The following is a 20057-nucleotide window of genomic DNA, read 5'->3' on the forward strand; positions in this document are numbered from 1 at the left end:
ACGGCATTTCCCCGGCCAACCGGAGACTGCCTACGTTTCCGGCGTCACTGTGGTTGATCAGGGGAGTTGAGTCGTGCGCAAGGTCTGGCTGCTGGCCCTGGGGTCGTTCACCCTGGGCCTCGACGCTTATGTGATGGCGGGGCTGCTGCCCGTCGTCGCGGACGACATCGGGACGACGGTGTCCCTGGCCGGGCAGATGGTGACCGTCTTCACGCTCGCCTACGCGATCTCCGCGCCCCTGGTCGCGGGGCTGCTGCACGGCGCCCGGCCGCGGCTGGTGCTCCTGGCGGCGCTCGCCGTCTTCACCGCGGGCAACGCGCTGACCGCCCTGGCGCCGTCGCTGGGGGCGCTGCTGGGCGCCCGGGTGGTCGCGGGCGCCGGGGCCGGGGTGTACTCGGCGATGTCCACCGCCGCCGCCTCCGCGCTGGTCCCCGGCGAGCGGCGCGGCCGGGCGCTGGCCGTGGTGATGGGCGGCATGAGTTCCGGCACGGTGCTCGGGGTGCCGCTGGGCGTCCTGCTGGCCGAGCACACCGGCTGGCGGGCCACGCTGTGGCTGGTCACGGGGCTGGGCGCGGTGTCGCTGACCGGGCTCGCGGCGCTGCTGCCGGCCGTTCCGGCCGCTCCGGCGGTGTCGGTACGGGCGCGGCTGACGGCCGTCACCGACCGGGCGGTGGCCCCCGTCGTCCAGGTGTCGTTCCTCGCGGCGGTCGCGAGCCTGGGGCTGTACACCTACCTCGCCCCGGTGCTGGAGTCGGCGGGCGGGGTGCGTGAGGTGGCGCCGTATCTGTGGGCCTGGGGCCTGGGCGGGGTGGCGGGCAGCCTGCTGATCGGGCGGCTCGTGGACAAGGTGACCGGGGCGGCCGGTGCGGGCCGGGTCGCGGCGCTGGTCGGCGTGATCATGGCCGTGGTCACGGGCGCCGAGGCGGTGCTGCCCGTGCTGGCCCCCGTACCGCCGCTCGCCGCGGTGGCGCTGGTGATCTGGGGTGCCGCGGGCTGGGCGCTCCAGGTTCCGCAGCAGCACCGGCTGCTGGCTTGTAAGGAGGAGCGTGGCACCGTCGCACTGGCCCTCAACAACTCGGCGCTGTACCTGGGCAGCGCGGTCGGCTCGGCGCTGAGCGGTGCCGCGCTGTCGGCGGGGCTGTCCGGGGCCGTGCTGCCCTGGGCGGCGGCCGGGGTCGCGGCCCTCGGTCTGGCCAGGCATCTGTGGGCGGTGCGGGACCGGCGGACGGCCGGGGCGTGCGCCCGCCGGGCGTCGCGGGCATGAGTACCCTAGGGCTGTATGAGCACTCTTGAGCCCGAGCGCGGGGCAGGCACGGGGACCCTCGTTGAGCCGACACCTCAGGTGTCGCACGGTGACGGCGACCACGAGCGCTACGCCCACTATGTACAGAAGGAAAAGATCATGGAGAGCGCGCTCTCCGGATCTCCCGTCGTCGCACTGTGCGGCAAGGTCTGGGTTCCGGGCCGCGACCCGAAGAAGTACCCGGTGTGCCCCATGTGCAAGGAGATCTTCGAGGGCATGGGCGCCGGCGGCGACAAGGGCAAGGACGGCAAGGGCGGCGACGGCAAGAAGTAGCCTCCCGGCCCGCCCGCGCCGGAGCTTCGCGTAGACGGCACGTCCGACCCGTGGCCCGAGATGGGGCCGCGGGTCGGACGTGCCGTGCTGTCCGGCCCCGTGTCGCGCGGCGGGTGATCCCAGTAGGGTCGGCCCATGAGCGGGCGTACGGAGAACGGGTTACGGGACGCGGCCGGGAACGGCGCGGCGGACGCGACGGACACGGCGGAGAACGACGGGGCGCCGCGGGTGGCGTATCTGGTGTTCGGCGCGCGCGAGGTCGACGAGCCGGACGCGGAAGGCGCGGGACTGTACTGCCAGTTCGAGAAGGACTGGGACGCCCAGCTGGAGCGGTGCGGGCGGCTGGCCGAGGAGCGCGGCTACCGGCCCGCGGGCAGCTGCGTGGTGTCGGCCGCGCAGCCGGGTCTGCCACGGCTGCTGGAGTGGGCGGACGACCCCGGCTGTGAGATCGTCCTCGCCCCGAGTGCCCGCATTCTGGGGCGGATCGAGAAGAGCTGGCCGGACTGGGGCCAGGTGGTGGAGCGGCTGGCGGCGGCGGGCGCCCGGGTGGAGGCCGTGCCGTATCCCGAGCCCGCCTACCCGGGCGAGAAGCTGACGCACTCGTAGCCGACGGCCTTCCCGGCGCACGGCTTCCCGGGGGCTCGGTTCATCCGGCCCGGGTTTCCCCGGCACAAGATTGGTCGAGACCTCTTGTCCGGACCTCAAACGTTCCCTAGCCTGCCGCATATTGTGCTGTGCGAAACACGCGTTGCATGTTATGCAACGCCCTCCCCAAGGGTGCGTTTCCATGAAGCTCTCCAGCCCCCTCTCCCTCTCGCGTCGCCTCGCCGTCCCCACCGTGGCGCTCATCCTCGCCGGGCTCACCGCCACCGCCTGCGCCCCCTCCACCTCTGACAACAGCGCCAAGGAAGACGACAAGAGCGGCAAACTGCGCGTCTGGCTCTTCCAGGAGGTCGACAACAAGCCGAAGCAACGCGTGGTCGACGGCGTCGTGTCCGCCTTCGAGAAGAAGCACGACGGGGTCAAGGTCGACGTCACCTACATCCCCATCGACACCCGCGCGCAGAAGATCAAGGCGGCCTTCAACGACCCCAAGAGCGCCCCCGACATCATCGAGTACGGGAACACCGACACGGCGGGCTACGTGGAGGACGGCGGACTCGCCGACATCGGCAAGGAGTTCGGCGCCTGGGACGAGTCGGCGAACACCGACTCCACCGCCAAGAACTCGGTGACGGTGGGCGGCAAGGTGTACGGCGTGCCGCTGTTCGTCGGCGTACGGGCGCTGTACTACCGCACCGACGTCTTCAAGGACCTCGGCCTCGAGCCGCCCACCAGCCAGAAGGAACTCATCGCGACCGCGAAGAAGATCCGCGAGCGGCGGCCCGATCTCTACGGCATATCGGTCGGTGGCGCCTACACCTACGGCGCGCTGCCCTTCATCTGGGCCAACGGCGGCGAGCTGGCGACCGAGAAGGGCTCGTTCGGCTCCAACGAGTACGAGGCGGCCATCGACAGCGCCGACGCAAAGAAGGGCATCAAGAGCTACACCTCGCTCATCACCGACGACAACTGCCCGCCCGCCAAGTGCGCCCAGTGGGGCGGCAACGACAGCGTCGCCGCCTTCGCCGCGGGCAAGTCGGGCATGACGATCGGCGGCGACTTCAACCACCAGGCGATCGAGGCGGGATCGGTGAAGGGCAAGTACGCGGTCGTACCGCTGCCCGGCGTCAAGGAGGGCAGCATCGCCCCGGCGTTCGCGGGCGGGAACAACCTGGGCGTGCTCAGGAGCAGCACCCACCGCTCGCTCTCCATCGACCTGCTGGAGCAGCTGGCCGGGAAGAAGACCCAGGCCAAGCTGTACGACGCCATGGGCTTCCTGCCCACCTTCACCGATGTGCGCGGGGACATCGCGCGCAAGGACCCGTTCGTCAAGCCCTTCGTGAAGACGCTGGACACCAGCTCCACGTTCGTGCCCGCCTCGCCCGGCTGGTCGGCCATCGACTCCCAACTCGTGCTGCCCACCATGTTCCAGCAGATCATCAGCGGCCGTAAGAGCGTCGACGCCGCGTCCGCCGAGGCGGCGAAGAAGATGGACGAGGCATTCGGCAAGTGACCTCGGGGACCATCACCCAGCACGCCGGGCCGGAACCGGCCCGGAAACAGCCGCCCCGGCGCACCGCGCGCGGCGCCCGGCGGCGGGCCGGGCGGGGGAGCCGGACGCCCTGGCTCTACCTCGCCCCGGCCCTCGTCGTCCTCGGCGGGCTGCTGATCTATCCGATCTACCAGCTCGGGCTCATCTCGTTCCTGGAGTACACCCAGGCCCAGGTGAGCGGCGGGCAGCCGACCAGCTTCCAGGGCTTCGCCAACTACGCGGAGCTGTTCCGCGACGGCGAGTTCTGGAGCGTCACCCTCGCCACCGTCGTCTTCGCCGCCGTGTGCGTCGTCTCCACCCTCGCGGTGGGCTGCGCGCTCGCGGTGCTGCTCACCCGGGTCCGGGCGATACCGCGGCTGGCGCTGATGCTGGCCGCGCTCGGCGCCTGGGCCACCCCGGCGGTCACCGGCTCCACGGTCTGGCTGTTCCTGTTCGACCCCGACTACGGCCCCGTCGACCGGGTGCTGACGTGGTTCGGGCTCTCCGGCTTCCAGGACTACTCCTGGACGTACGAGCGCTACAGCGCTTTCGCCCTGGTGCTGTTCGAGATCGTGTGGTGTTCGTTCCCGTTCGTGATGGTCACCGTGTACGCGGGCATCAAGGCCATCCCGGGGGAGGTGCTGGAGGCCGCCGCCCTCGACGGCGCCTCCGCCTGGCGGATCTGGCGCGGGATCATGGCCCCGATGCTGCGGCCGATCCTCGTCGTGGTGACGATCCAGTCCATCATCTGGGACTTCAAGGTCTTCACCCAGATCTACGTCATGACCAACGGCGGCGGCACCGCGGGCCAGAACATGGTGCTCAACGTGTACGCCTACCAGGAGGCGTTCGCGTCCTCGGAGTACGGGCTGGGCTCGGCGATCGGCGTGGTGATGCTGCTCATCCTGCTCGCCGTCACCCTGGTCTATCTGCGGCTGCTGCGACGGCAGGGAGAAGAACTGTGACCCACTCCAGCGCCGCCGCGCCGCGCCGCGCACCGCTCATCCGCCGCCCCTGGCGGCTCGCGGCCGAGGTCACCGCCCTGGCCGTCGCCGTCGTCGTCGCCTTCCCGCTCTACTGGATGGTGCTCTCGGCGTTCAAACCGGCCGGGGAGATCCGGTCCGCCCACCCCCGGCCGTGGACCTCCGCCCCCTCGCTGGACTCCTTCCGGCGCGTCTTCGAACAGCACGACTTCGGCCGCTACTTCTTCAACAGCCTGCTGGTCGCCGGGGCGGTGGTGGTCGCCTCGGGGCTGATCGCCTTCCTCGCCGCGACCGCCGTCACCCGCTTCCGCTTCAGGTTCCGCACCACGCTGCTGGTGATGTTCCTGGTCGCCCAGATGGTCCCCATCGAGGCTTTGACCATCCCGATGTTCTTCCTGATGCGGGATCTGGGCGACGCCGTGCCGGGGGTCGGGCTCAACACCCTGGGCTCGCTGATCCTGCCGCACATCGCCTTCTCGCTGCCGTTCGCCATCTGGATGCTGCGCGGCTTCGTGAAGGCCGTACCCGAATCCCTGGAGGAGGCGGCCTATCTGGACGGCGCCGGCCGCTCCCGCTTCCTGTGGCAGATCCTGTTCCCGCTGGTCCTCCCCGGGCTCGTCGCCACCAGCGTCTTCTCCTTCATCTCCGCCTGGAACGACTTCCTGTTCGCCAAGTCGTTCATCATCAGCGCGACCGAGAACTCCACCCTCCCGATGGCGCTCCTGGTCTTCTTCAAGGACGAGGGCAACGACTGGGGCGGCATCATGGCGGCGTCCACCGTCATGACGATCCCCGTGCTGATCTTCTTCGTACTCGTACAGCGCCGCCTGGTCTCCGGCCTCGGCGGAGCGGTAAAGGACTGACGTGATGAACCGGCAGCCCGGCCTTCTGCCCGCCCCGCTGCGGGCCGTCCCCACCCCCGGCGGCGGCCAGGGCTACGTCCTGGACGAGTCCGGCCGGATCGACGCCCGGCCCGGCACCGAGCGCGTGGCCCGCTGGCTGCGCGCCACCGTCGGGGCCGCCACCGGGCTGCCGCTGGCGCCCCAGACCGGCGACGGCAACCACATCGTGCTGGAGATCGCCCCCGCCCTCGGGGCACGGCTCGGCCCCGAGGCCTACCGCCTCGTCATCGACGGACTCGCGGTGGTCCTCCAGGGCGGCGGCGAGCCCGGCCTGTTCTGGGGCGCCCAGACGCTGCGCCAGCTGCTCGGCCCGGACGCCTTCCGGCGCGCGCCGATCGACCCGGACCGGCGCACGTGGTCCCTGCCCGCGCTCACCGTCGAGGACGCGCCCCGGTTCGCCTGGCGCGGAATGATGCTGGACGTGGCCCGCCACTTCATGCCCAAGGACGGCGTGCTCGCCTACATCGACCTGCTGGCCGCCCACAAACTCAATGTGCTCCATCTCCATCTGACCGACGACCAGGGCTGGCGGCTGGAGATCCGCCGCTACCCGGAACTGACCGCCACCGGCGCCTGGCGGACGCGCACCAAGCTCGGCCACCGCGCCTCCCCGCTGTGGGACGAGCGCCCCCACGGCGGCTACTACACCCAGGACGACATCCGCGAGATCGTCGCCTACGCGGCCGAACGCCACATCACCGTCGTCCCGGAGATCGACATCCCCGGGCACAGCCAGGCCGCCATCGCCGCCTACCCGGAACTGGGCAACACGGACGTCATCGACACCGCCTCCCTCGGAGTCTGGACCACCTGGGGCATCAATCCGAACGTACTCTCCCCCACCGACACCACGCTCCGCTTCTTCGAGAACGTCCTGGAAGAAGTGCTGGAGTTGTTCCCCGGCCCGTTCGTCCACCTCGGCGGCGACGAATGCCCCAAGGAGCAGTGGAAGGCCTCCCCGGCCGCCCAGGAACGCATCCGCGAGCTGGGATTGGCGGACGAGGACGAGCTGCAGAGCTGGTTCATCCGCCACTTCGGCCACTGGCTCGGCGCCCGCGGCAGGCGGCTGATCGGCTGGGACGAGATCCTGGAGGGCGGCGCGCCCGACGCCCCGCTGCCCGACGGCGCCGCCGTCTCCTCCTGGCGCGGCTGCGCGGGCGGCATCACCGCGGCCCGGGCGGGCCACGACGTCGTCATGTGCCCCGAACAACAGGTCTACTTCGACCACCGGCAGGCCCCGGGCGAGGACGAGCCGGTCCCCATCGGCTACGTCCGCACCCTGGAGGACGTCTATCGCTTCGAGCCGGTTCCCCCGCAGCTCACCGGGGCCGAGGCCGAACGCGTGCTGGGCGCGCAGGCCAACGTCTGGACCGAGGTGATGGAGGACCGGCGACGGGTCGACTACCAGACCTTCCCCCGCCTCGCCGCCTTCGCCGAAGTCGTATGGTCCGCCCTTCCGCCGCCGTCCGAGCGGGACTTCGCGGAATTCGAGGGGCGCATGGAAGCACACTACGCCCGTCTGGACGCGCTGGGCGTGAGCTACCGCCCGCCCTCCGGTCCGCGCCCCTGGCAGCGCCGCCCCGGCCTGCTCGGACGTCCGATCGAGGGATCGCCCCCGATCGTGTGAGCCCGGCGCAAGGTGCTCGCCCCCGCGCCCCGCCCCTGGGACGGTGGACGTCCGGCTGTTACGCAAGTTCGTACAAGGGTCCCTGAAACGTGGCAATCCACACTCGACGGAGACGTCACCCGAAACCCGTACCATCCCCCAGGTCAGGGACGGAACCATGCTTCCTGGACCCTCGCGACGGCAGGCATGCGAGATGTGCCAGAGTTGCCACGTCCGGGCTGTGAGCACGTACCGTACGGCGCAACAGCCGGGACACCGGGGAAGGGGCAGCTGGGTTGACCACGCACGCACCGCAGGCGGCGCACACGGTGACGTTGCCGGGCTCGCTCGATGAGGCCGTGGCGGCGCTGGCCGCCATGCCCGCCGCCGTGCCCGTCGCCGGCGGCACCGATCTGATGGCCGCGGTCAACTCCGGCCTGCTGCGGCCCGCCGCGCTCGTCGGGCTCGGCCGGATCAGCGAAATCCGCGGCTGGCGCTACCTGGACGGACACGCCCTGCTCGGCGCCGGACTCACCCACGCCCGGATGGGCCGCCCCGACTTCGCGGCGCTCATCCCGGCCCTGGCCGCGGCCGCGCGCGCCGCGGGCCCCCCGCAGATCCGCAACGCCGGAACGCTCGGCGGCAACATCGTCAGCGCCGCGCCCACCGGCGACGCGCTGCCGGTGCTCGCCGCCCTGGAGGCCACCCTCGTCATCGCCGGGCCCGAGGGCTCGCGCCGCGAGATCCCGGTCAGTCATCTGCTCGCCGGAGTCGAGATGCTGAGCCCCGGTGAACTCGTCGGATTCGTCCGGGTTCCGCTGCTGCACGCCCCGCAGGCCTTCCTCAAGGCCACCGGGCGCACCGGCCCCGGCCGGGCCACCGCGTCCGTCGCCGTCGTCCTCGACCCGGCGCGCCGCGGGGTGCGCTGCGCGGTGGGGGCGGTCGCGCCGATGCCGCTGCGCCCGCTGGAGGCCGAGCGCTGGGTCGCCTCGCTCATCGACTGGGACGGCGACCGCGGCCATCTCGATCCGCAGGTCACCACGGCATTCGGCGAATACGTGGCCGCCGCGTGCATCCCCGACCAGCCGCCACCGGAGGACGGCTCCGAACCGGTCCCCCTGCCGCCCGCGGCGATCCATCTGAGGCGTACGGTGGCAGCCCTGGCCCGCCGAGCATTGGGGAGGGCACTCGCGTGAGTGACGAACAGCAGCCGCACCGGCCGGACCCGGGGAGCGGGTGGCAGCCGATGCCGCACGGCCCGGAGTACGACGCGGAGTCGACGGCTTTCGTCCAGCTTCCGCCCGACTTCCAGTTCCCGGAGCCGGGCGACCCGGACTCCGGCTGGGACCCGCTCGCCGCACCCGGTACCGGCTACACCCCGCCGCCGGTGCCCGGCGTGCCCTCGCAGGGCGGTGCGCCCTCGCAGGGCGGCCAGTGGCAGCCCGCGGGGCACGGCAGCCCGTACGACACGCCCGGGCACGACTCCGGTCACTCCGTGCACTCCGGTCACTCCGGGACGGGGCACTGGACCATGCCCCACACGGACACCGGCGGTTCCGGCGGCTACGGGTACGGCGGCCACCAGGACCCGCACGGCACCCCCCAGTGGCCGGCGCCCGCCGGGGACCCCTCGGGTCACTCCGGACATGTGCCGCACACCGGTCACTGGCCGTTGCGCACCGAGGAGCCGGTCGACGACTGGCCGCTGCCCGAGGGCGCGTCCCACGGCGAGGGCACCCCGGTGCAGGCCGGCCAGTGGACGATCCCGGTCGCGGGCGACGACGGCGTGGACGAGACGGGCGAGTACCGGGTCGACGACCACCCCGGCCCGGCGGCCCCGCCGTACGGCGCCCCGGCCGGTCACGGCGGTCCGGCCGGTCCGGTCCTCCCCGGTGATCCCGGCGACCTCGGCGATCCGCAGGAGACCGCCCAGCTGCGGCTGCCGTTCGGCCGTAACGCGCGGCAGCAGCAGGCCGCCCCGTACCAGCAGCCGCACGTCGACCAGGGACATACCGACCAGACGGGACACAGCGGCCAGTGGTCGGTCCCGCCGGCCGACGAGGGCGTGGAGGACTCCGGGGAGTACGCGGTCGAGGGCCACCCCGGCCCGGCCGCCCGGCAGGGCGCTCCGGCGCGCCGCCCGCTGCGCATGCCCGAGGACGACACGGCGCGCGAGCACTCCGGCCCGGCGACCCCGCCGCACGGCACCCCGCCCCAGGGCACGCCCGCCCACGGCACCCCCGCCCACGGCACCCCCGCCCACGGCACTCCGGCGAACGGCATCCCGGCCCAGGGCACTCCGCCGCACGGCACTCCGCCGCACGTCACGGACGGCCACGGCTGGCACGGTGCGGCGGCCGGGGACTCCGGCGCGTTCGTACGGGAACGGGAGCCGGAGCGGGACGACGACCGGCACGCGGGCCCCGCGGTGAACGGCGTCCTGCCCGAAGAGGCCGCCTGGCACGGCGAGTTCACCGACGGCACCGGCGCACACACCCCGCCGCACGGCAGCCAGGCCCTCGACGGGCCCGAGGCCGAGTCCATGGCCGAGGCTCCGGCCGGCCCCATGGCAGAGCCCATGACCGAGTCCATGCCCGAGGCCGAAGCGCCCACGGCCGAGGAGGCGTTCACGGACGCCGCGGAGCAGTCCGCCCCGGCCGAGGCCCCGGCGGACGCCCCCGAGGCCGTCGACGCCCCCGCCGAGCCCCTTCCCGCCCCCGCCGAGGACGAGGCGGGCGGCGCGGCCGCGGACCCGGTGGACCCGGTGGACCCGGTCCACAGCGAGCACCCCCAGGCGTCGTACGTGCTGCACGTCAACGGCGCCGACCGGCCCGTCACCGACTCCTGGATCGGCGAGTCGCTGCTGTACGTGCTGCGCGAGCGGCTCGGCCTCGCGGGCGCCAAGGACGGCTGCTCGCAGGGCGAGTGCGGCGCCTGCTCGGTCCAGGTCGACGGGCGGCTCGTCGCCTCCTGCCTGGTGCCCGCCGCGACCGCCGCGGGCTCGGAGGTCCGTACGGTCGAGGGCCTGGGCCAGGACGGCCAGCCCTCCGACGTCCAGCGCGCGCTGGCCGAGTGCGGCGCCGTCCAGTGCGGCTTCTGCGTACCCGGCCTCGCCATGACCGTGCACGACCTCCTGGAGGGCAACCACGCCCCCACCGACCAGGAGACCCGCCAGGCGCTCTGCGGCAACCTGTGCCGCTGCTCCGGCTACCGCGGAGTGGTCGACGCCGTGCGCGAGGTCGTGGCGTCCCGTGAGGCGGCCGAGGAGGCGGCGCGGGCCGCGGAGGCCGCGGAGGACGAGGCGGCGGCACACGACCCGGCCCGCATCCCGCGCCAGGCGGGCCCGCCCGGCACCGGGAACCGGGGCGACGGCGGCAACGGCAGCGGTATGGGAAGGGCATCGGCATGACCGGAATCGCGGACGGCGCGGGAGCCGTCACCGCAACCCCCTCCGCCGGAACGCCCGTCCCGCCACCGCCCCACATGGGGCTCGGTGTGTCGCTCCAGCCCGCCGACGTGACGGCCAAGGCGTCCGGCACCTTCCCGTACGCCGCCGACCTGTGGGCCGAGGGGCTGCTGTGGGCCGCCGTGCTGCGCTCACCGCATCCGCACGCCCGCATCCTCTCCATCGACACCTCCCCGGCCGCCGGGATGCCCGGGGTGCACGCCGTGGTGACCCACGCCGACGTCCCCGGTGACGCCTCGCACGGCCGCCGGGTCGCCGACCGGCCGGTGTTCGCCAAGGACCTGGTGCGCCACCATGGCGAGCCCATCGCCGCGGTCGCCGCCGACCACCCCGACACCGCCCGGCTGGCCGCGGCCGCCATCGCCGTCGAGTACGAGGTGCTGGAGCCGGTCACCGACCCCGAGCAGGCGTTCGCCGCCGAACCGCTGCACCCCGACGGCAACCTGGTCCGCCACATCCCGCTGTCCTTCGGCGACCCGGAGGTCATCGGCGAGGTCATCGTCGAGGGCCTGTACCGGATCGGCCGCCAGGACCCGGCGCCCATCGGCGCCGAGGCGGGCCTCGCCGTACCGCGCCCGGACGGCGGCGTGGAGATCTACACGGCCTCCACCGACCCGCACGCCGACCGCGACCTGGCCGCCGCCTGCTTCGGTCTGGAGCCCGAGCGCGTCAAGGTCGTCGTCACCGGCGTCCCCGGCGCCATGGGCGAGCGCGAGGACCCCGGGATGCAACTGCCGCTCGGGCTCCTCGCGCTGCGCACCGGCCACCCGGTCAAGCTCGCCGCCACCCGCGAGGAGTCCTTCCTCGGACACGCCCACCGCCACCCCACCCTGCTGCGCTACCGCCACCACGCGGACGCGCAGGGCAAGCTGGTGAAGATCGAGGCGCAGATCCTGCTGGACGCGGGCGCCTACGCGGACTCCTCGCACGACACCCTGGCCGCCGCCGTGTCGTTCGCCTGCGGCCCGTACGTCGTCCCGCACGCCTTCATCGAGGGCTGGGCGGTCCGCACCAACAACCCGCCGTCGGGCCATGTCCGCGGCGAGGGCGCGATGCAGGTGTGCGCGGCGTACGAGGGGCAGATGGACAAGCTCGCGGCCAAGCTCGGCCTCGACCCGGTCGAGATCCGCATGCGCAACGCCATGGCCACCGGCGATCTGCTGCCCACCGGACAGACCGTCACCTGCCCGGCGCCGGTCGCTGAGCTGCTGCAGGCCGTCAACGACGCGCCGCTGCCCGCCCTCCCCGCCGACGACCCCGAGGAGGACTGGCTGCTGCCCGGCGGCCCCGAGGGCGCCGGCGACCCGGCCGCCGTGCGGCGCGGCGTCGGCTACGCGCTGGGCATGGTGCACATGCTGGGCGCGGAGGGCGCCGACGAGGTGTCCACCGCCACCGTCAAGGTCACCGGCCCGGTCGCCACCGTCATCTGCGCGGCCGTCGAGACCGGCCAGGGCTTCACCACCCTGGCCCGCCAGATCGTGCAGGACGTCCTCGGCATCGAGGAGGTCCACGTCGCCCCCGTCGACACCGACCAGCCCCCGGCCGGGCCCGCCTCGCGCGGCCGCCACACCTGGGTCTCGGGCGGTGCGGTCGAGCGCGCCGCCAAGATGGTCCGCACCCAGCTGCTCCAGCCGCTGGCGCACAAGTTCGGCATGTCCACCGAGCTGCTGACCATCGCCGACGGCAAGATCACCTCGTACGACGGCGTCCTCAGCACCACCGTCGAGGAAGCCCTCGAGGGCAAGGAGCTGTGGGCCACCGCCCAATGCCGCCCCCACCCCACCGAACCGCTCGACGAGACCGGCCAGGGCGACGCCTTCGTGGGCCTCGCCTTCTGCGCGGTACGGGCCGTGGTGGACGTCGACATCGAGATCGGCGCGGTCCGGGTCGTGGAGATGACCGTCGCCCAGGACGTGGGCCGGGTGCTCAACCCGCGCCAGCTGCGGACCCGTATCGAGTCCGGCATCGCCCAGGGCATCGGCGCCGCCCTCACCGAGAACCTGCGCACCTCACGCGGCGTCATCCGCCACCCCGACCTCACCGGCTACGCCCTGCCGACCGCCGTGGACGTCCCCGACATCCACATCGTCAAGCTGGTCGAGGAGCGCGACGTGGTGGCTCCCTTCGGTGCGAAGCCGGCCAGCGCGGTCCCGGTCGTGACCTCCCCGGCGGCGGTCGCGGCGGCCGTCCGCGCCGCCACCGGCCGCCCGGTCAACCGCCTTCCGATCCGCCCCCAGGCGGCCGTGGTCAACCGTACGTAGCGGAGGCTGTACGAGTACGTCCGCTGCCGCCGGAGCAACTGAAGCACCGAGGGAACGCGTCCTTCTTCATGATCCCCTCGGTCGCGGTTTCGGAAGGTGTCGGCTCGTGCTCCTCCTGCTCATGTCGATCAGCACGGTCCTCCTCCTGGCCACCGCGCTCTGGGCCCCCGCCCGGGCGCAGTGGCTGAAGCGGACCGGGCGGCAGGCGGAGGCGCGGGTGACCGGCCGCCGGGTGGTCGACGGCAGGGAGGACCACCACACCGAGCTGACCCTTGCCTTCACCGATCACGACGGGCGCGCCCGTGAGTTCGAGACCCGCCTGATGACCACCAGGTCCGCCCCGCCCCTCGGCACGCGCGTACCCGTCGCCTACCCCGCCGACCGCCCGGAGGCGGCGCGGATGCTGGCGTACACCTGGCGGGCGACCCGGTCGTACCTGGCCTTCCTGCTGCTGGGCGTGATGTGGATGACGGCGCTCGTGCCGCACGTCCAGTAGCCGCCCCGACCGGGCCTACTCCGGTGGGTTGACCGGGCCGACGAAGGTCCCCGGGCGGGTGGCGGCCGCCTGGTCCAGCAGCTCGCCGCCGTACGGCCAGTCCAGCGAGAGGCTCCGCCGCTCGTTCGGCGGGGTGACGATCACCTGGGCCGGCTTGAACTTCTTGTCGTCGTCGCGGGTCGACGCCAGGAACGTGATGTCGAAGGTGGCCCGGCCGCCGGCGTCGAGGCGGACGGTCCGCGGCTTGTCGTCGGTGCGCCGCAGGTCCCACGTCTCGCCGGTGGCCGCCCGGAGCTGGACGCCGGGGAAACCGGCCATGGCGCAGTCGGCCGAGCCGGTGTTCTTCAGCACCACCCGGGCGGTCTGCTGCCCGTCGTACTCCATGTCCGGGCCGCCTTCGAAGTTCGACCAGGCGGCCTTCAACCGGCCGGTGGCGCAGCTGCTCGCCGACGTGGAACCGCCGGAGCCGCCCGCCTTGCTGCCGATGTCCCCACCGGAGCCGCCCGTGCCGTCGGAGCGGCCGGACGCGCCGTTCGCGGCGGCCGACGGCGAGCTTGCCCTGGCGCCGGTCCCGTCGCCCTGGCAGGCGGTGAGCGAGAGCCCGGCGGCGGCGACCAGCGAGGCGACGGCGACGGTGCGGGTGCGGCGAAGAGCGGTCGTGCGCGACATGGAATCCCCAGGGATGGTCGAGTTGCGTCCGGGGACGCGGTGCGCTCTCTGTGGTGCGTTCCGCGTCTGGAACCACCTTGTCCGCCGCCGCTGTTGATCGGCTAACCCACCACTAACACCGCGCTGGCGCGCTTGATCAACCGGTTTCGCCGGGCCGCGCGCGTTTGCTAGTCCTGTCCGCATGAGCGAGACGTTGCGGACGGACCATGTCGCCATCGTGACCGGAGCGAACCACGGGATCGGGGCGGCGACCGCCAGAGCGCTGGCCGCTCGCGGCGCCGCGGTGCTCTGCGCCCACCTCGGGCCGGGCGGCGAGGAGGTGGCGGAGGAGATCCGCCGAGCGGGCGGACGGGCGGATGCCTTCGAGGCGGATCTCACCGACCCCGCCGCCCCCGGAACCCTCTTCGACCGGGCCGAGAAACGCCTGGGCCCGGTCGACATCCTGATCAACAACGCCTCGGGATGGGTACAGGACACCTTCACCCCGGATCCGGCCGACCGGTTCGGACGGCCGCTCCAGCCCGTCACCGCGGAGACCTGGTCGCGGCAGTTCGCCGTGGACGCGATGGCCCCGGCGCTGCTCATCGGCGAGCTGGCCCGGCGCCACCGGGCGCGGGGCGCCGGGTGGGGGCGGATCGTCGGGCTGACGTCCGGCGGGGACCTCGGCTTCCCCGGTGAGGTCTCCTACGGCGCCGCGAAGGCCGCCCAGGTCAACTACACCCTGTCCGCCGCCATGGAGCTGGCCGACCTGGGTATCACGGCCAACGTGGTGCATCCGCCGGTGACCGACACCGGCTGGGTGACGGACGAGGTGCGGGAGTTCGTCGCGTCGAGCGGCACCCACTTCCACGTCGCGGAACCGGCCGAGGTCGCGGAGACGATCGTCTTCCTCACGTCCGACCAGGCCGGTCTCGTCACGGGCAACACCATCACCCTGCGATGAGTCACCGCAGCACCAGCTGCACGATCGCGGCCGTCCCCACCGTCACGATCAGCGCCCGCAGCGCGGTCGGGCTGAAGCGGCGGCCCACCGCGGCGCCCGTCATGCCGCCGAGGGCGGAGCCGACCGCGATGAGGACGACGGCCGTCCAGTCGAAATGGGCGGCGAAGAGGAAGAACAGCGCGGCGACGGAGTTCACGACGGCGGCGAGGACGTTCTTGATGCCGTTGAGGCGCTGCATCGGCTCGTCGAGGAGCATGCCCATCAGGGACATGTAGATGATCCCCTGGGCGGCGGCGAAGTAGCCGCCGTAGACGCTGGCGAGCGTCAGCCCGAGCAGCAGCAGCGGACCGACGTCCCGCCGGGCGGAGCCCTCCGCCCTCGCCTCGCGGCGGCTGCGCGTCTTCTTGGAGATCAGCGGCTGCAGCACGACCAGGACGAGCGCCAGCCCCACCAGCGTCGGCACGATCCGCTCGAACGCCGTGCTGGGCAGCGTCAGCAGCAGCGTGGCACCCCCGAGCCCCCCGACCAGAGCCCCCGCGCTCAGCTTCAGCACCCGCTTGCCCTGCCCCCGCAGCTCCTTGCGGTAGCCGATGGCCCCGCTGATGGAGCCGGGGATGAGGCCGAGCGCGTTGGACACCGTGGCGGTGACGGGCGGCAGCCCGGTGGCGAGGAGCACGGGGAACGTGATCAGCGTCCCGGACCCGACGACGGAGTTGATCCCACCCGCACCCACACCCGCCGCGAAGACGGCCACCATCTCCCACGGCGTCACGCGGTCACTCCTCGTTCTCCGGCTGATGGAAATCGCATGGACCCGACGCTAGACGGTGATCGGTTCGGTGTCCGCCGAACGTCGGGCGGCGGGCCTGCGGCGGGGCACCGGCCGGGGCGCCCCGCCGCCGGGGTTCAGGGGGTGTCCAGGGCCTGGGCCACCGTCGGGCCTATCAGGGTCAGGGCTTCCTCGCGCAGCAGGTGGTAGTGGTGGGCCGGGATGCCGTGGACCTTGAGGGCGCCGGAGACGTACGGCTGCCAGGCCTGCGGGACGTGGGTGGCGTCGCGCTGGTAGCCGGGTATCTCCTCGTCGGCGGTGAAGAGGAGCATGTCGCCCTCGAAGCGGTCGGGGGCGAACTTGCGCATCAGCTCCTGGTCGTTGAGGAAGATGTCGAGCAGCGGGAAGCTGTGCTCGCCCTCCAGGAGCCGTTCCGGCAGGCCGGTTTCGCGGCAGAGGTCGGCGGCCAGCTGGTCGCCGTCGTCGACGCCGTCGGGGTGGGCGGCGAGCCAGCCGGGGGCGAAGATGTCGCCGCCGCCGATGTCGTCGAGGAGGACGCCGAGCCACTGGCGCTTGCTCAGCTCGGGGAGGTCGGGCAGGGCCAGGTCGTTGTCGGGGTAGGCGTCGATGACGGTGAGGCTGGCGACTTCCTCGCCCTCGCTCTGCAGCCGGGTGGCCATGGCGTGCGCGATGAGCCCGCCGAAGGACCAGCCGAGCAGGTGGTACGGGCCGGTGGGCTGGACGGTGCGGATCTGGTCCAGGTAGTCGGCGGCCATCTCGGGGATGCTGGCGGGCAGCACGTCGGGCTCCGTCAGACCGCGCGCCTGGAGGGCGTAGACGGGCTGGTCGGGGGCGAGGTGGCGCATCAGGCCGGTGTAGGACCAGCCGAGGCCGCCGCCGGGGTGGACGCAGAACAGCGGCGGGCGCCCGCCCTCGCCGCGCAGCGGCAGCAGGATGTCGAGCGGGTGCGACTGGGGCGTGTCGGCGGGGGTGGCGGCGTCGAGGCGGGCCACCAGGCGGGCGACGGTGGGGGCCTCGAAGAGGTCACGCATCGACAGCTCGGTGTCCAGGGCGGTACGGGCCTGGCTGGCCAGCTTGGAGGCGAGCAGGGAGTGGCCGCCGAGCAGGAAGAAGTCGTCGTCGATGGTGACGTCGGGGACGCCCAGCACCTCGCCGAACAGCGCGCACAGCGTCTCCTCGCGGGGAGTGCGGGGCGCGCGGCCGCCGCGGGCGGCCTCGTGGGACGGCACGGGCAGCGCGGCCCGGTCCAGCTTGCCGTTGGGGCTGAGCGGCAGCGTGTCGAGCACCATGAACGCGGTGGGCACCATGTGCTCGGGCAGATCGCGGTGCAGCATCTCGCGGGCGGTGGCGACGCACGGCGCGGCCTCGCCCTCGGCCGTCAGATAGGCCACCAGCCGCTGGTCGCCGGGCTGGTCCTCGCGGACGACGGCCGCGGCCTCGGCGACGTCCGGCAGGGCGCGCAGCGCGGCCTCGACCTCACCGGTCTCGATGCGGAAGCCGCGCAGCTTGACCTGGTCGTCGGAGCGGCCCAGGTAGGCGACGTTGCCGTCCGGCAGCCGCCGGGCCAGGTCGCCGGTGCGGTACATGCGGGCCCCGGGCGCGCCGAAGAGGTGGCCGTACGGGTCGGGGACGAAGCGCTCGGCGGTCAGCGACGGCCGGTCGTGGTAGCCGCGGGCGAGCTGCGGCCCGGCGAGGTAGATCTCGCCGACGGCCCCGGCGGGGACGTGCCGCAGGGCGGAGTCCAGGACGTACAGCCGGCTGTTCCACACCGGGGCGCCGATCGGGACCGGGCCGGTCGCGCCGGGCTCGCAGGTGTGGGCGCTGATGTCGACGGTGGCCTCGGTGGGCCCGTACACGTTGTGCAGGGGCACGCCGGGCAGCAGGCTGTGGAGGCGGTCGGCCGTCTCGCGCGGCAGCGCCTCGCCGCCGCAGAACACCTGGCGGAGGCTGCCGGCGCACTGGGCGGCGACATCCGGCTCGGCGAGGAACGCGCGGAGCATGGAGGGCACGAACTGGAGCGTGGTGATGCGCTCTTCGCGGACGGTGCGCACGAGGTACGCGGGGTCCTTGTGGCCGCCGGGCTGGGCGAGCACCAGGGTGGCGCCGCTGACCAGCGGCCAGAAGAACTCCGCGACCGAGGCGTCGAATCCGGCCGGGGTCTTCTGCAGCAGCCGGTCCTCGGGGGTGAGGGGGTGGCTGCCCCGCATCCACTCCAGGCAGTTGACGATGGCGCGGTGGGGGACCAGCACGCCCTTGGGGCGGCCGGTGGAGCCGGAGGTGTAGATGACGTACGCGGGGTGCTCGGGGTCGAGGGCGACGCGCGGCGCGCCGGTCTCCGCGTACGGGCCGACGTCGTACGAGGAGTCCAGCAGCAGCCGCTCGACCCCGTCCGCCGCGGGCAGCCGCTCGGCGTGCTCGGTCCGGGTGACGAGGAGCGCGGGCGCGGCGTCGTCGAGCATGAACGCCAGCCGGTCGGCCGGGTAGTCCAGCTCCAGCGGCAGATACGCGGCGCCCGACTTGAGGACCGCCAGCAGGGCGATGACCAGCTCGGGGGAGCGGGGCAGGGCGATGGCGACGGTGCGCTCCGGCCCCGCGCCGCGCTCGATGAGGCGCTGGGCCAGCCGGTCGGCGGCGCGGTCCAGCTCGGCGTAGCTCAGCCGGGTGTCGCCGAAGACGACGGCCTCGGCGTCCGGGGTGCGGGCGGCCTGGGACGCGAACAGCGCGGGCAGGGTGGTGCCCGAGGTGGCGTGCGCGGTGTCGTTCCACTCCTCGGCCGCGCGCCGCCGCTCCTCGGCGGACAGCAGCTCGATGCCGCCGACGGTGCGCTCCTTGTCGGAGGTGTCGGCGAGGGTGCGCAGGAGTTGCAGATACCGCTCGCGGTGGGCGATGAGTCCGTCGGCGGTGTAGAGGTTGGAGTTCGCGTTGAGGTCGATGCGGATGCCGGTGCCGTCGGAGCGGTCGTATCCCATGATCGAGAGGTCTTCGACCGTTCCGTTGGACAGGTTGTGCCCGACGACGCGATGTCCCGCGAAGTCGAAATCGTAGTCGTACGTCATGATATTGACGTGCGGGCCGAGGAAGCCGTTTCCGCCGTCCGGGAGGTGGAGATCCCGGGCCAGGTCGATATGGCGGTAGCGCTGATGGCGCAGTGCCTGCCGGACTTCCCGGGAGACCTTTCGCACCAGATCCCGTATCCGCATATCCGAGCGCACCTGGATGCGCAGCGGCACCACATTGGCGAACATCCCGGGAATGCCGCGCAGGGTGGCATCGGTCCGGGCGGTGACCGGCAGCGTCAGAATGATGTCGGATTTACCGGTCAATCGATGCAGATAGGTGGCGGTCGCCGCGATAATCATCGCCGACCAGTGGGTCGCGTATTTCCGCGCTGCGGCGCGCAGCTCGACCGCTTCCGCCTCGGTCAGGTACGCGGTCTCGCGCAGCACGCTGGAGAGGTCGTCGCCGGGGCGACCGGAAAGCCGGGCCGGTTCCGGGGAATCCGCGAAGTGTTCCGTCCAGTACGCGCGGTCCTTGGCGAAATCATCCGACGACCGGTATTCCTCGTCCCGGTCGAGCAGGGTCCGCAGGGAGCCGAAGACGGTTTCTCCCGCGGCCGGGTCGGTGCCTTCGGTGAGCGCGGTGTAGATCTCGGCGGTGCGCCTGCCCAGCAGGGCGGCGCTGCCCGCGTCGGACACGATGTGGTGGCTGCCCTGGTACCACAGGAAGCAGTCGTCGTTCAGCTTGAGCAGGGCGAACGAGAAGAGCGGGTGGTCGTCCAGCTCCAGCTTGGTGGCCAGGTCGTGCTTCATCCAGCGGACCGCGGCGGCGTGCGGGTCGGGCTCACCGCCGAGGTCGAGGACGGGGAGGTCCCAGTCGGTCACCGGGTCGAGCACCTGCCAGGGCACCCCGTCGTCCTCGCCGACGCGGACGTTGTACGGCTCGGCTTCCAGAACCGCCTGACGCAGTGCCCGCTCGAATATCGCCGTGTCTATGGGGCCTTGGATCTCAAGGTATTCGCCGACCTTGAACGTCGTGCTCTCCGGCGGCTCCAGCTGCTGAATGAACCAGATCTCGCTCTGGCCGGTCGACAGTGGCAGACGGGTGGCCGGTACGGCGGGCTGCACATTTCCCCCAGACGGAACACAGGATCGCAGGTCGAAACAAAGGGTGCCTGTTCAGTCACGGCGGGTTCTCCGCCATCGGACTGCAGGCACCACGGTGACCCTATGCG

The 20057-nt window shown here is 72.8% G+C and carries 15 protein-coding genes; 12 read left to right on the plus strand and 3 right to left on the minus strand.

Going from position 1 to position 20057, the window contains the following annotated elements; all coding sequences use genetic code 11:
* The first annotated feature begins 73 nt into the window (after positions 1 to 73).
* The 11 genes from ACFZCY_RS31790 (at position 74) to ACFZCY_RS31840 (ending at position 13424) form a co-directional block, all read left to right on the plus strand.
* The gene (locus ACFZCY_RS31790) at positions 74 to 1264 is read left to right on the plus strand and encodes an MFS transporter (RefSeq protein ID WP_391180967.1); all 1191 of its coding nucleotides are present in this window, start codon (positions 74 to 76) and stop codon (positions 1262 to 1264) included.
* 15 nt (positions 1265 to 1279) lie between these two features.
* Positions 1280 to 1576, plus strand: coding sequence for a DUF3039 domain-containing protein (locus ACFZCY_RS31795; RefSeq protein ID WP_079038663.1), 297 nt, complete (start codon positions 1280 to 1282; stop codon positions 1574 to 1576).
* A 135-nt stretch (positions 1577 to 1711) separates the two neighbouring features.
* Positions 1712 to 2182 (plus strand): hypothetical protein, encoded by a 471-nt coding sequence (locus ACFZCY_RS31800; RefSeq protein WP_391180972.1) that lies wholly within the window; start codon positions 1712 to 1714, stop codon positions 2180 to 2182.
* 181 nt (positions 2183 to 2363) lie between these two features.
* Positions 2364 to 3692 (plus strand): extracellular solute-binding protein, encoded by a 1329-nt coding sequence (locus ACFZCY_RS31805; protein ID WP_391180975.1) that lies wholly within the window; start codon positions 2364 to 2366, stop codon positions 3690 to 3692.
* Positions 3689 to 4675, plus strand: coding sequence for an ABC transporter permease subunit (locus ACFZCY_RS31810; protein ID WP_391180977.1), 987 nt, complete (start codon positions 3689 to 3691; stop codon positions 4673 to 4675). Before ACFZCY_RS31805 ends, ACFZCY_RS31810 begins: the two co-directional genes overlap by 4 nt.
* A complete protein-coding gene (locus ACFZCY_RS31815) occupies positions 4672 to 5556 on the plus strand; it encodes an ABC transporter permease subunit (protein WP_391180980.1) in 885 nt (294 codons plus the stop codon). The genes ACFZCY_RS31810 and ACFZCY_RS31815 overlap by 4 nt, the downstream gene beginning before the upstream one ends.
* 4 nt (positions 5557 to 5560) lie before the next feature.
* Positions 5561 to 7222, plus strand: a complete 1662-nt coding sequence (locus ACFZCY_RS31820; protein ID WP_391180983.1) for a family 20 glycosylhydrolase — start codon at positions 5561 to 5563, stop codon at positions 7220 to 7222.
* 275 nt (positions 7223 to 7497) lie between these two features.
* Positions 7498 to 8397 (plus strand): FAD binding domain-containing protein, encoded by a 900-nt coding sequence (locus tag ACFZCY_RS31825; RefSeq protein WP_391180986.1) that lies wholly within the window; start codon positions 7498 to 7500, stop codon positions 8395 to 8397.
* Positions 8394 to 10610, plus strand: coding sequence for a 2Fe-2S iron-sulfur cluster-binding protein (locus ACFZCY_RS31830; RefSeq protein ID WP_391180989.1), 2217 nt, complete (start codon positions 8394 to 8396; stop codon positions 10608 to 10610). Before ACFZCY_RS31825 ends, ACFZCY_RS31830 begins: the two co-directional genes overlap by 4 nt.
* Positions 10607 to 12928: a molybdopterin cofactor-binding domain-containing protein gene (locus ACFZCY_RS31835; RefSeq protein ID WP_391180991.1), complete on the plus strand. Its 2322-nt coding sequence runs from the start codon at positions 10607 to 10609 to the stop codon at positions 12926 to 12928. Before ACFZCY_RS31830 ends, ACFZCY_RS31835 begins: the two co-directional genes overlap by 4 nt.
* 106 nt (positions 12929 to 13034) lie before the next feature.
* On the plus strand, positions 13035 to 13424 hold the full coding sequence (locus ACFZCY_RS31840) for a DUF3592 domain-containing protein (RefSeq protein ID WP_391180994.1): 390 nt from the start codon (positions 13035 to 13037) through the stop codon (positions 13422 to 13424).
* 15 nt (positions 13425 to 13439) lie between these two features.
* Here ACFZCY_RS31840 and ACFZCY_RS31845 read toward each other — a convergent pair whose 3' ends face one another.
* Positions 13440 to 14093: a DUF4232 domain-containing protein gene (locus ACFZCY_RS31845; protein WP_391181309.1), complete on the minus strand. Its 654-nt coding sequence runs from the start codon at positions 14091 to 14093 to the stop codon at positions 13440 to 13442.
* A gap of 181 nt (positions 14094 to 14274) precedes the next feature.
* Here ACFZCY_RS31845 and ACFZCY_RS31850 point away from each other — a divergent pair, with 181 nt between their 5' ends.
* Entirely contained in the window at positions 14275 to 15036 is a 762-nt protein-coding gene (locus ACFZCY_RS31850; protein ID WP_391180997.1) for an SDR family oxidoreductase, read from the plus strand.
* 1 nt (position 15037) lies between these two features.
* Here the strand turns inward: ACFZCY_RS31850 and ACFZCY_RS31855 are convergent, their stop codons facing one another.
* Together ACFZCY_RS31855 and ACFZCY_RS31860 are read right to left on the minus strand one after the other, a co-directional pair.
* A complete protein-coding gene (locus tag ACFZCY_RS31855; protein WP_391180999.1) occupies positions 15038 to 15808 on the minus strand; it encodes a TSUP family transporter in 771 nt (256 codons plus the stop codon).
* Between the two features lie 134 nt (positions 15809 to 15942).
* Entirely contained in the window at positions 15943 to 19950 is a 4008-nt protein-coding gene (locus ACFZCY_RS31860; RefSeq protein WP_391181002.1) for an amino acid adenylation domain-containing protein, read from the minus strand.
* Positions 19951 to 20057: the final 107 nt, after the last annotated feature.

The sequence above is a fragment of the Streptomyces sp. NPDC007983 genome (genome assembly GCF_042958345.1).
In the GTDB taxonomy this organism is placed as follows: Bacteria; Actinomycetota; Actinomycetes; order Streptomycetales; family Streptomycetaceae; genus Streptomyces.

Bases quoted from the DNA above. Each gene is read 5' to 3' on its own strand.
- ACFZCY_RS31845 (WP_391181309.1), bottom strand. From the start codon at position 14,093: ATGTCGCGCACGACCGCTCTTCGCCGCACCCGCACCGTCGCCGTCGCC.
- ACFZCY_RS31805 (WP_391180975.1), top strand. From the start codon at position 2,364: ATGAAGCTCTCCAGCCCCCTCTCCCTCTCGCGTCGCCTCGCCGTCCCC.
- ACFZCY_RS31850 (WP_391180997.1), top strand. From the start codon at position 14,275: ATGAGCGAGACGTTGCGGACGGACCATGTCGCCATCGTGACCGGAGCG.
- ACFZCY_RS31835 (WP_391180991.1), top strand. From the start codon at position 10,607: ATGACCGGAATCGCGGACGGCGCGGGAGCCGTCACCGCAACCCCCTCC.
- ACFZCY_RS31820 (WP_391180983.1), top strand. From the start codon at position 5,561: ATGAACCGGCAGCCCGGCCTTCTGCCCGCCCCGCTGCGGGCCGTCCCC.
- ACFZCY_RS31800 (WP_391180972.1), top strand. From the start codon at position 1,712: ATGAGCGGGCGTACGGAGAACGGGTTACGGGACGCGGCCGGGAACGGC.
- ACFZCY_RS31795 (WP_079038663.1), top strand. From the start codon at position 1,280: ATGAGCACTCTTGAGCCCGAGCGCGGGGCAGGCACGGGGACCCTCGTT.